Annotated in this window: 8 protein-coding genes; 5 read left to right on the plus strand and 3 right to left on the minus strand. The window is 49.1% G+C overall.

The features are described from left to right. Positions 1-10: 10 nt before the first annotated feature. Together treZ and treY are read left to right on the plus strand one after the other, a co-directional pair. The gene (gene treZ / locus KWJ01_RS04740; RefSeq protein ID WP_224995277.1) at positions 11-1900 is read left to right on the plus strand and encodes a malto-oligosyltrehalose trehalohydrolase; all 1890 of its coding nucleotides are present in this window, start codon (positions 11-13) and stop codon (positions 1898-1900) included. Beyond that, positions 1893-6125: a malto-oligosyltrehalose synthase gene (gene treY / locus KWJ01_RS04745; protein ID WP_224995278.1), complete on the plus strand. Its 4233-nt coding sequence runs from the start codon at positions 1893-1895 to the stop codon at positions 6123-6125. Before treZ ends, treY begins: the two co-directional genes overlap by 8 nt. Positions 6126-6248: 123 nt before the next feature. Here the strand turns inward: treY and KWJ01_RS04750 are convergent, their stop codons facing one another. The 3 genes from KWJ01_RS04750 to KWJ01_RS04760 all read right to left on the minus strand — a co-directional run bounded on the left by KWJ01_RS04750 (position 6249) and on the right by KWJ01_RS04760 (position 9195). Continuing rightward, complete coding sequence (locus KWJ01_RS04750; protein WP_224995279.1) at positions 6249-6917, minus strand: hypothetical protein; 669 nt, start codon at positions 6915-6917, stop codon at positions 6249-6251. A 231-nt stretch (positions 6918-7148) separates the two neighbouring features. Beyond that, positions 7149-8483, minus strand: coding sequence for a beta-lactamase family protein (locus KWJ01_RS04755; protein WP_224995280.1), 1335 nt, complete (start codon positions 8481-8483; stop codon positions 7149-7151). A 106-nt stretch (positions 8484-8589) separates the two neighbouring features. After that, entirely contained in the window at positions 8590-9195 is a 606-nt protein-coding gene (locus tag KWJ01_RS04760; RefSeq protein WP_224995281.1) for a helix-turn-helix domain-containing protein, read from the minus strand. Between the two features lie 268 nt (positions 9196-9463). Between KWJ01_RS04760 and KWJ01_RS04765 the strand changes: the two genes are divergently transcribed. From KWJ01_RS04765 to KWJ01_RS04775, 3 genes are all read left to right on the plus strand, one after another. Further along, positions 9464-9832: a BlaI/MecI/CopY family transcriptional regulator gene (locus tag KWJ01_RS04765; RefSeq protein ID WP_224995282.1), complete on the plus strand. Its 369-nt coding sequence runs from the start codon at positions 9464-9466 to the stop codon at positions 9830-9832. Positions 9833-9843: 11 nt separating this feature from the next. Further along, complete coding sequence (locus KWJ01_RS04770; RefSeq protein WP_224995283.1) at positions 9844-11328, plus strand: M56 family metallopeptidase; 1485 nt, start codon at positions 9844-9846, stop codon at positions 11326-11328. A 598-nt stretch (positions 11329-11926) separates the two neighbouring features. Further along, complete coding sequence (locus KWJ01_RS04775) at positions 11927-12292, plus strand: hypothetical protein (protein ID WP_224995284.1); 366 nt, start codon at positions 11927-11929, stop codon at positions 12290-12292. Positions 12293-12508: the final 216 nt, after the last annotated feature.

Below are 12508 nucleotides of genomic sequence, written 5' to 3' on the forward strand. Positions count from 1 at the left end.
AATCAAACGCATGAATAGCATAGATGTTGGTAAACGCACACTGGGTGTAAACTTTAACAAACAGGGCAAGGCAGAGGTACGGGTTTGGGCCCCGCTGCTGGAGCAGGTAAGCATTCAGATAAAAGACAAAGGCACGCTGCCACTCGAAAAGCAGGAACTCGGCTACTGGCAGGCTACAACAGATAAGATCAAAGCCGGCGACCTGTACAAGTTTGTACTGAAGCGCAGCGAAAGTGAGGGGGAAAATACTCCCCTGGAAAGGCCAGATCCTGCATCACTCTCCCAGCCCGAAGGTCCGCATGGCTATTCGCAGGCACTGGACCCCTCCCAGTTCCAGTGGAGCGACAAGCAGTGGAATAACCTGCCACTGGAGGATTACATTCTTTACGAACTGCATACCGGCACCTTTTCACCAGATGGCACTTTTGAGGGCATCACTCAAAAGCTCGACTACCTGAAAGAACTGGGCATTACTGCCATTGAAATTATGCCGGTGGCACAGTTTCCCGGCAACCGCAACTGGGGTTACGATGGCGTATATCCTTATGCCGTGCAAAACTCCTATGGCGGTGCGGCTGGTCTGCACCACCTGGTAGATGCCTGCCACCAGCGAGGCATTGCCGTGGTGCTCGATGTGGTGTACAACCACATGGGTCCCGAAGGTAACTACCTGAACGACTACGGCCCCTATTTTACCGATAAATACAATACTCCCTGGGGCAAAGCCATCAACTTTGATGATGCCTGGAGCGACGGCGTTCGCCGCTACTTTATCGAAAATGTGCTGATGTGGTTCCGCGACTTCCACATAGATGCCCTGCGCATGGATGCCGTGCATGCCATTAAAGATTTTGGCCCTAACCACATCTTGCGGGAAATCAAGCAGCACGTTAACCGCCTGATGGAAGAAACCGGCCGCCGGCACTACCTGATTGCCGAAGTAGACCTGAACGACACCCGCTTCATCAACCCACTTGAGGAAGGAGGATATGGCTTTGATGCACAATGGATCGATGAGTTTCACCATGCCCTGCGCGTAACGGCAGGCGAGGAAAAAACGGGGTACTACTCCGATTTTGACGGACTGACCCACCTGGCAAAGTCTTATGAAGATGCCTATGTGTATGATGGCCAGTACTCGCCGCACCGCAATAAGTTCTTTGGCACCAAGGCCGAAAATAACCCGGGCAAGCAGTTTGTGGTGTTCTCCCAAAACCACGACCAGGTAGGCAACCGCATGCTGGGCGAACGTACCAGCCAGCTGGTAAGCTTTGAGATGCAGAAGCTCCTGGCAGGCGCCGTGCTCCTGAGCCCCTACCTGCCCATGCTCTGGATGGGCGAAGAATGGAGCGAAACCAATCCATTCCTCTACTTCATCAGCCATACAGATCCCGACCTGGTAGAAGCTGTACGCAAAGGTCGTAAGGCAGAGTTTGCCCATTTCCATGCCAAAGGCGAAGCGCCTGATCCGCAGTCAGAAGAAACCTTTCTACAATCGAAGCTGCAATGGCAGCTACCGGAGCAGGAGCCGCACCAGACAATACTGCGCTGGTATAAAACACTTATTAAGTTGCGTAAAGAGCAGCCAGCCCTGCGCCACCTGAACCGAAAGCAGCTGGATGTAGAACACAACAGCAAGAATGGCACCCTGCTGCTGCACCGCTGGCATGATGGTGCCCATGTGCTCTGCTGCATGAATTTTTCCGGGCAGGAACAACACATCAAACTGCCTACCTACAGGCAGGAGTGGTACAAACTGCTCGACTCTGCAGCAGCTGAGTGGAGAGGCTCCCGGGAGCCGGCACAATCAAGCACTGGCAGCGACTCAATTGCTGCCGCAGAAACCATTAGCCTGAAACCAGAATCCTTAGTTATTTACGCCAGTAGTCGCCATGCTTAATCCGGTTAGCACTTATCGCATCCAGTTTCATAAAGATTTCTCTTTAAAAGACTTTGAGAATATTATTCCCTACCTGCAGCAGCTGGGGGTAAGCACCCTTTATGCCTCTCCAATTTTTGAGGCCACACCCGGCAGCACCCATGGCTACGATGTGGTAAATCCGCACCAGATCAATCCCGAAATCGGCACTGAGCGCAAGCTTAGGGCCATCAGCAAAAAGCTGCAGGAGGCCAATATTGGCTGGCTGCAGGATATTGTACCCAACCACATGGCCTACAACCAGCACAATGGCTGGCTGATGGATGTACTTGAAAAAGGGCAGCTCTCTAAATATGCCTCTTTCTTTGATGTAGCCTGGAACAGCAAGCTTTACCATGGCCGCATCATGGTGCCTTTTTTAGGCTCTCCCCTGGAGGAGGTGCTGAAGAATAACGAACTGCAGGTGGATTATGCAGAACCGCGCCTGGTGCTCAAGTACTACGACAATGCCTATCCGCTGCACCTGCGCTCCTACGCCAGCATTCTGAATGCTGCAGACAAAAAAGCACCTGAGTCCATACAGCAGTTACTGGACCGCATACCAGAGATACAAAGGGTAGAAGAAGCCGTAGCACTGGGGGAGCGTATGCACGAATTTCAGCTCCAGCTGGCAGCGCTAATGAAAGATGCCGGCACAAAAGATTACCTGAAAGCCTGCCTCAAAGCAGTGAACGGCAATGCAGAACTGCTCCAGCAGATAGCAGAGGAGCAGGCTTACCGCCTGTGCTACTGGCAGGAAACTGAAAAGCAAATCAACTTCCGCCGCTTTTTTACTGTTAACAGCCTTATTTGTCTGAACGTACAGGACCAGGAGGTATTTGAGCACTATCATCAGTATATCAAAAAGCTGCTGGACGATGGCGTGATCAGCGGCCTGCGTGTGGATCACGTAGACGGGCTCTACGACCCCAGCGGTTATATGGAACAGCTACGGGCGCTGGTAGGTGAAGATACCCACATCACCATCGAAAAAATTCTGGAACCCGGCGAGGAGCTTCCAAAGGAGTGGCCCATACAGGGCAATACCGGCTACGATTTCCTTTCCCTGGTAAACAACCTGTTTACCAACAAACGCAGCAAACAAGCCTTCACCAGCTTTTACGAAAAAATGGTGGGAGATACCACCTCTGTCCATGAACAGATACACCAGAAGAAGGAGTTTATCCTCTACCAGCGCATGGGCGGCGAGCTGGATAACCTGCACCATCTTTTTCTGGAGCTGGAGCTGGCAGATAAAAAAACACTGGATGCCCTAAGTCCTGAAGTGCTAAAGGCAGCCATTGGCGAGTTCCTGATCCAGTGCCCCGTATACCGCTACTACGGCAATCAGTTTCCGCTGAACAAAACCGAAGCCGCTGCCGTAGCCGATATCCTCAGGCGCTGCCGGAAGGAAAAAAAAGAGCTGGCACCTGCCCTGGCCCTGCTGGAGGAGGTGCTGCTGCGCAGGCCACAGGAGGGCAAGGAAGAATACAACCAGCGTGCCCTGCGGTTCTACCAGCGCTGCATGCAGTTTACAGGCCCCCTGATGGCCAAAGGCGTGGAAGACACCCTCATGTATACCTACAACCGCTTTGTGGCACACAACGAAGTAGGCGATGCACCAGAGGCTTTTGGCATGTCGGCAGAAGAGTTTCATCAGAAGATGGTAGAAAGGCAGCAGAAGTGGCCTCTATCCATCAATGCCACCTCCACCCACGACACCAAGCGCGGCGAAGATGTGCGCGCACGCCTGAACGTGCTTACCGACCTGCCCGACGAATGGCTGGAGCAGGTGCAGGAATGGCAGCAGACCAACTGGGGACTTAAGCAAAACGGAGCCCCTGATGCCAATGATGAATACCTCATCTACCAGACCCTGGTTGGAGCTTATCCTATGCCGGAGCAGGATGAGGATAACTTCCCGGAACGTGTTCAGGAGTACCTGCAAAAGGCTTTGCGTGAGGCCAAGCGCCACTCCAACTGGAGTACCCCTAACGAGGAGTACGAAGGAGCTACCAAAGATTTCGCCCTCCGCCTGCTCGACAGGGAGAGGCCCTTTTGGAAAGGCTTTCAGAAGTTTCATAAAAAAGTAGCCGACTTTGGCATTGTAAACTCACTCGTCCAGCTGCTTTTAAAATTCACCTGTCCCGGCGTACCCGATGTATACCAGGGCACAGAGCTCTGGGACTTTAGCCTGGTAGATCCCGACAACCGCCGGGCTGTAGACTACGAACAGCGCCAGCAATGGCTGGAAGAATTTACCAAAGCCAAGGGGGAAGAAAAAGAAAGCCTGCCAAAGACCCTCTGGAGCAATCGCTACAGTGCAAAGATTAAGCTCTGGCTGGTACACCAACTTTTACAGGAGCGCAAGCAGCAGGCGGAATTATTTGAAAAAGGTCAATACGTTCCTGTACAGGTAGAGGGTAAGTACAAGGAGCATGTGCTGGCATTTGCCCGCCGCTACCAGCAAAACTGGTGCCTGGTGGCTGTGCCGCTGCACCTGGCTGCTTTAAGCAAACAGCAGAAAAAAGATGTGCTGGCCCTCGACTGGAAGGATACCTACATTGTGCCTCCTCCGGAGGCTCCTGCCGAATGGCAGCACCAGCTGAACAATACCAAAGGCAAAGCAGGCGCTAAAGGCATAGCTGTAAAAGAGCTCTTTAAAAACCTGCCCCTTGCTTTACTTACCCTTCAGCAGCCTCTTACTGATCGCAGTGCAGGTACGCTCATGCACATTAGCTCACTGCCCTCAGCTTTTGGTGTTGGCGATTTTGGTCCTGAAGCAAAAGCATTCGCTCATTTCTTAAGCCGCAGCCGCCAGAAATACTGGCAGATCCTGCCGCTCAATCCAACGGAAGCAGGCACAGGCCACTCGCCCTACAGCTCCTACTCAAGCATGGCCGGCAACACCCTACTGCTAAGCCCGGTGCTGTTGGCTGCAGATGGCTTGCTGGATGCCGAAGAGCTGCTCCATTACCACCTGACGGTGAAGGACAAAGCAGAATTTGAGCAGGCCGAGAAAAATAAAAATGAGCTTTTTGAGAAGGCCTACCAAAACTACAAAAGCGGCAAATTTAAAAACCTTGAGCGGCAGTTCCAGCAGTTTAGCCAGCAGGAGGCCGAATGGCTCGATAGCTTTGCCCTTTACCTGGTGCTTAAGCAGGAGCATGGTGGCAAGCCCTGGTACCAGTGGCCGGAGCAGTATAAGCTACGCCAGGAGAATGCGCTGAAAGAGTTTGCAGGGCAACAGGCCGATGCCATTCAAAAGGTAAAATGGCTGCAGTTCCTCTTCAGCAAGCAGTGGCAGGAGCTTAAAGGCTACTGCAACAACCTGGGCATCCGCTTCTTTGGCGACCTGCCCTTTTACGTAAGCTACGATTCGGTAGATGTATGGGCAAATCCACACATCTTTAGCCTGGATGAGGAAGGAAACATGACTGGCGTAGCCGGCGTGCCCCCCGATTACTTCAATGAAGATGGCCAGCTCTGGGGCATGCCCGTGTTTAAATGGGATGTGCTGAAGAAAGAGGGCTACACCTGGTGGGTGAACCGCATCCGAAAGAACATGGAGCTGTACGACCTGCTGCGGCTGGATCATTTCCGTGCCTTTGCCGATTACTGGGATGTACCCGCCGGCGAAGAAACTGCCAAGAATGGTGAGTGGAAGCCCGGCCCTGGTGCAGATTTCTTTAAAGCACTGAACAGGGCGCTTGGTGATCTTCCTTTTATTGCCGAAGATCTGGGTGACATCAACGATGCCGTCTATAGCCTGCGTGATGATTTTGGCCTGCCGGGCATGCGTGTGCTGCAGTTTGCCTTTGGCGACGAGATGCCTAAATCAACCTACATTCCGCACAACTATACGCCCAACTCGGTAGCTTATACCGGCACCCACGACAACAACACCACCCGTGGCTGGTACCGCAAAGACCTGCCGAAAGAGGATCGCCAGCGGATGGAAGAGTATGTTGGCCAGATTGTGCTGGAGAAAGAGGTGCATAAGGTATTGGGCCGTCTGGCGTATGCCTCCGTGGCTAAAATTGCCGTGCTCCCCATCCAGGACATCCTGGGGCTGGACGAAACCGCCCGCATGAACATGCCTGCTTCTACAGAAGGAAACTGGCTCTGGCGCCTCCAGCACGAGCAGCTTACCCCCAGGCACGAAGCCATGCTAAGGGAGTGGTGCCGGGTGTACCATCGGGGGTGATGGATAACCGCCGCCTCTTCGCTACAAGGATTCGTACTGGACCCCTTTAGCTTTTTATGAGGCGGCGGCTACTCAAATGCAGAATAGATAAACTGCAATCCAGGCACCTAAACGAACTTGTTATTAAAGCTTCACCTTAATACCTATTTCTCCACCTATGCCATAAGGGCGATAGCTCTCATAAATTTCCGGGTTATACTTAATCAATGAGGTTTTGAAGAGGCCATTGCCAATAAGGGAGATCTTGTTGCTTATAGGAATCTCTGCGCCTATTCTTCCGCTGTAACTAAAGCCTATATCTTCAAAAGCTTTATAGTCATCATATCTAATTTCATCATCGAATGGTGTTTCTACTCTAAGTCCATTGCCTAACAAGAACTTTACTTTACCCACCTGATATAAACGCAATACATGCTCAAGCTCTAATCCCCAATAGGTCCAAATTACGTCTCCTTCATAGGGATGAACCGGACGTCCTCCTATAGAATACCGCCCCTTAACATGGTACCCAAATTCAGAATATCCAACTAAAACAGCAATGTGATTTCTCTCATTTAATTGATATATCAATCCGATATTTAAAGATTTACTAAGAGTACTAGACTCCTCATCAACAGGGCATCCTTCAATGCACTTTGTTCTAGCTATCGGTAAACTGTAATAATAGGTATCTAAAACTCCCGCCCTTATGATGGCAGAATATTTTACAATCTTTTCATCAGCTTCTATCTGAGCATAAGCATTTTGTAAAACCAAGGTTAAAGTCAATAAGATTAGTAGAATCTTTTTCATAAATTATAATTAGGATATCAGATGATCCATGTTTGATAATTATGCAATTAAGCAGAAAATTATAGCGCGGCCTATATTACAACACTACCACTAATTAAGAAGCCTTTGATTATATGACAATTGTTACAAATGAAGGGTTGGGTCATGTAGTTTAATTTATCTATAAATTATTTTACACAAAGACAAGCAGAAGTTTCAAGAGCGCACTCCTAGGCAGCTAAAGATAATAGATTAGTTAATTCCCAACATTAACGAAATCTTAGGCTCCAGTTTCATCTGGCAATGCGGGCATTTTCCTGGAGCTGTAAAAGTGAGGCTATCGCAGGCCTGATTACAGGGGCTGCACTGGTAGCCATAGAGGGAATCTGCGATGGGGGCCTTCTCCTGGTAGGGCACGTAATTATTCCACTCGGTGGGTGTGTAGGTATCGGCAATGGTAAGCGCCAGCAGCTCTTTGAAGATGCCTGTGCCGTTATCGCTATTGGTCATGATCAGCACGCCAATGCCTGCGTCGGGATAGAGGATGGAATAGTGATGAAATCCACTTCCTCCTCCTTCTTTGAAAGCCCCCACTCCGTAAGGCGATTGCAAAACACCCCAACCCAAACCATACCCCAGGGCAATGGCATCGTTTAAGGTAGAATCCTTCAGGGACAAAGGACCAAACTGCCGTAAGGAATGAATTCTTATGTGAGTAGCAAAAAGCTCACGGTAAGAAGCAGGGCTAAGGAGCTTTTGCTGCAGCACTGCTTCCATAAATTTGCTGTAATCCTCCAGTGTAGTTTCCAGGGTGCTGGCTCCTCTTGCCTCATTGTCTTTGTCTTTACCGAAAATGGCTCCCGTGGCCGCATGGCCGTAGGCAAAGTCATCTTCGAAATGGGGTTGCCAGGTATAGCTGGTGTTGTGCATGCCCAGCGGCTGAAAGATTTTCTCCTGCGCCAGCGCTTCCAGGCCCTTCCCCAGCATACGCTCCAGCACCACCTGCAGGTAGGTCATGCCCTCTCCGGAGTAGCGGTAGCGCGTACCGGGAGTATCTAACACTTTCAGCTTTTGATCTGGTTCGAACCAGCGCCAATTGGGGAATCCGGAGGTGTGGCTTAGGCACATGCGCGCAGTAATTTTATGGTAGAGAGAGTCGGAGGCCAGGTCGGCAAAGTTATCGTGCCAGCGCGTGCGGGGCTCATACTCCCAGATCTTCTTAGGCAAGTAGCTTTGCAGGGGTGTATCCAGGTCAATTACGCCTTCTTCCACCAGCTGCATCACCAGCACGCCAAACACTGCCTTGCTAAGAGAGGCTCCGTAAAGGTTGGTGGAATCTGTCAGGGGTGTTTTTGTATCGAAGCGCCCGTAGCCGAAAGTATTTTGGTAAACAAGCCTATTATTATTGAAAACAGCCAGCGCCAGGCCATGTACCTGGGCCTGCTCCACCAGCCTTTGTACGCGCTTCGTTAATGCTGCAGCATCTGTGCCGCTGTTGTCTAACCTTTTGATTTCGCTGGTATGCGAGGCACAGGCATTCAGGAGTAAAAGAACAAAAATGTATAGGGTGTATGATAGTGTTTTCATAGTGGTAGGAAAAAAATTAGATGAAAAAAATCGGTACAGGGAGGGGAGCAGATCTAAAATCTGAAGTATTAATTCTGAAGAACCAGGGGCTAGCACGGTTAATCGCCTATACTTTGGCAACTACAGGCTTCCGGAGGAAAGGAATAGCAATAGGGTAAAACATGCGCCTGCTCCTAAGCACCAGGAAGATGTTCAGCACGATAAAGACAACATTGAAAATGATAGCACCAAAGTAAATCCCGACGATAGAAAAGAAAACGCCGGCACCCTCCCCCATGAGTGGAAAAATAAAGAAGCCCATCAGTCCCAGTAAAAACAGCAGCGTAATAGTGAGCTGAAAATTGATAACGGCGCGGCCGTGCCGGTCGTAGATGGGGTTGTCTTCCCGCTTGTGTATCCAGATAAAGATTGGAATCAGGATATTGACCAGGGGAATAAGCGAGCCGAGCAGGGGCACACTGTGCAGTAAAAGCAGCCACTTGGTTTGGATGGCCTCTTCTTTAGGGTTCTCCAGCGGCAGCAGCGCTTGTATATCTACCTCAAGTGCATCGGCTAATAACTTAAGGGTATTCATGTGAGAATTTACGTCGCCACGCTCAATCCGCTGAATGGTTCTGACGGTAACACCCGATAGTTCAGCCAGTTTTTCCTGGCTGTAACCTTTAAGCTTTCGCTGGTATATCAGGTTTTTTGATAATGATTGCTTTTCCATTTTTTGGGGCTTAAGTGTAGCACAAACCTAGCCTAAATCAGCGGTCATCACCACGACATCCAGGTGTCACCTACCTGTCATATAGCCTAAATAAAGCTTTTAAAGCCCTTTTTCCTAATTTTTCAACCCTAAAGCTTAAACTACTGCTGTACTGATGCTCGCTTGTCTGCCCCACTTACCGCCTGCTCAATCTGGCTAAAACTGAACATTCAGTTTAATAACTGATATATAAGTTGTATAACTGAAAAATAAGTTATACGTTTGATCTATGGAGACTTTAACAAAGACTGAAGAAAAAGTCATGCAAATCCTGTGGGACATCAAAAAGGGATTTGTGAAAGATGTAATCGAGCGGATGCCTCCCCCGGAGCCTCCCTATAACACCATCTCCTCGCTGATTCGCCTGCTGGAGAAAAAAGGTTTTGTAGGCCATACCGCCTACGGAAAAACGCATGAGTACTACCCGCTTATTTCCAAAGCAGCCTACCGGAGGTTTACCTTCAGGCAATATGTTGCCAACTATTTCGAAGGATCTCCGGATAAGGTGGTTTCCTTTATGGTGAAGGAAGAAAATCTTAGCCCTGAAGAAATCCGCAGGATGCTTGACCTCCTGGAGAAAGATAACGAACACTCTTAACAATACTCCCTATGCCTGGTAGTTTCGCTGTTTATCTGGCAGAAGCAAGTGTGGCCTTGGCTGCTTTTGCACTGGCCTATCAGCTGTTTTTTCGTAAGCTTACCCACTTTCAGTGGAACAGGTGGTACCTGGTGGGGAGCCTGTTGATCAGCACTATTATTCCGTTGCTTCCGCTGCCCCAGTTGCTTTTTGCCGATGGCTGGAATAATGCGCCTGTAACAGATGCTTTTGAGCTAAACCTTGATAAGTTAGCTTTAACTGCAGCACAGCAAGGCAGCTTCTCACTTGGTGGAGCACCTACAGCCGGCGCTCCCCTACCCTATGCTGCCCTTGGCTTTCTGCTGCTGGGGATATACTGCTTAGGCTGCACATATAAAGCCTGGCGTTTGGGGGCAAATTTGCATTCCGTCTACCTGCTTATCCGCAAAAATCATCAGGTCAGGAGAGATAATTATATCCTGATCCAGCCCTGGAACAGCGCGGCACCTTTTTCTTTTCTGCATTACATTTTCCTGCCAGGCAGCACTAACCTACTTAGCGACGAAGAGCAGGCACAGGTGCTGCAGCATGAGCAGGCTCATGTAGCCCAACAACATACCCTGGACTTGCTCCTGTTTGAAGTGGCTGGCATTCTTTTCTGGTTCCACCCTGCTGTTCACTATCTCAAAAGGCAAATTCGGGAGGTGCACGAATACCTGGTAGATGCAGCCGTTACCGGCAGCACTGGCGGGGTAAAGCAGTACGGCAAGTTGCTCATTAAGCTGGCTACCACACAGCAGCCGGCCCTTCCCATCCTGAATACTTTTTCATCAAAACAGATACTGAACAGGATCAGCATGCTTACGCAACCAAAATCAAGCCCTATGCAAAAGCTAAAATTTCTTCTAGCCCTGCCCGTACTGGCCCTCACTCTTTTCCTGTGTTCCTTTTCAGGAAACAGTGACCAGGCAGCTGCTACTGCAGCCACCAACACCAACCCTGCTACAGCTGCTCCCTTAGCACCCGGAGATGTACCCATCCGTAAAATTACCTGGACCGGAAACAAGGCTTACACAGCCACTCAACTCAATAAAGCCCTGGGAATCCGCAAAGGGGATCTGTACAACAAAGAAACTTTCAACAACCGCCTGAATTATCATCCTGATGGTACAGATGTTTCCTCTCTGTACATGGATAATGGATACATGTTTTTCAGTATTACACCCAAAGAAGTGTTTGTAGACAATGGTATTGAGCTGGAATTAACAGTACAAGAAGGCCCACAGGCAAGAATTGGCCAGGTAACAGTAATCGGAAATACAAAAATCAGTACCGCTGAACTGCTGAAGAAGATCAACATCAGGCCCGGAGAGCTCTTCAGCCGCTCAAAAATCATCAAAGCACAAAAGGCCATTATAGAAACAGGGCATTTCAATCCGGAAACCATAGGCATCAATCCTGTTCCCAACCTGGAAGCTGGTACGGTTGATATTGAGTTTTCGGTGGAGGAGATTTAAAAATAGCACAATCGATAAAACTTGAGCCCCGGTCTTTTCAGGCCGGGGCTCATTGTTTTTAAGCAGTTTGGCTATACTGGCAGCTGATTCAATTATTAAACGTGAGTTAAATATATTGAATCAGCGTCAACTGCTCCTTAATCGTCATCCCCGCGCAGGCGGGGGATCTGTCAGATTCTGTCAGATAAAAACAGGAATGCTGATTCTACTGTAAAAGCAAACAGATCTCCCTCCTCAGGGGAATGACGACTTGTATTTAGCTGTAGAAGATGATAACAAGTAGATGATCAGCAGCTTAAATCCATAATTTACGTTATTTATAGATTTAGCATTAGTATGATTGTAGCTGCGGTCATCACTAACAAGCCTGTATCAAAAGATTACTGGTCCTGAACTGCTGGTAGAACTGGTTCATCACAAACATACAATGGCCTTCCGTCTGGAATGTCAGAAGAGCAAAGTAATCAATGGCACCAGACAAGCCATCTGATTAACAACTATGAGATAGTTTCCATCTCAACACCTCTAAACCTGCTCGCTTTTATTAAAAATAACGCCACATGTATATACTTTGATTAATTTATTGCATCTTTGTTGCATGAGTAACAAAGTTGCAAACATAATGCCTCTGGTCAGACGCGCGTATAGCATCTGGGCTTTGCTTATGCTGTGCAGCTATCTCTTTATCTTTACCGTCCGGTGTGTCCACACCCACGGTGCATCGTACACTGCACCCCGGGAAGCTGATCAGGAGATTGGCAAGTCCTCTATTTTGGAACTTGCCTTATCCTGCGATATCTGCGAATACTTCCTGCACAAGCAGAGCCAGCAGTGCCTGCCGGAGCAACAGTTAGAAATTGTACGCGATAAGACTCCGGGCATCCAGACTATACCACCTTTTCATGCCGGTATTTCCACGTTATCCTTTTTTGCCTGGACCAATAAAGGCCCTCCCCAGGCTTAACACTTCCTGGTATCAACACAAAGCTCTTTAAGACATCGTAATTTCCATTACTGGTAAGTACAAGCAGTAGCAGGGCAGATTTTCTTCTGACTGTCTGTTCAGTAGCATGCCTGTGTCTGCCATTGCTTTCCTCATGGAGAAACTGTGCTTATCCACCAGGCCCCTTCTAAAAGGAGCATTTATGTAGAACCACAGCTTCCCTTTGCAAGGGATGAA

The sequence above is a fragment of the Cesiribacter sp. SM1 genome (genome assembly GCF_020178975.1).
Taxonomy (GTDB): domain Bacteria; phylum Bacteroidota; class Bacteroidia; order Cytophagales; family Cyclobacteriaceae; genus Cesiribacter.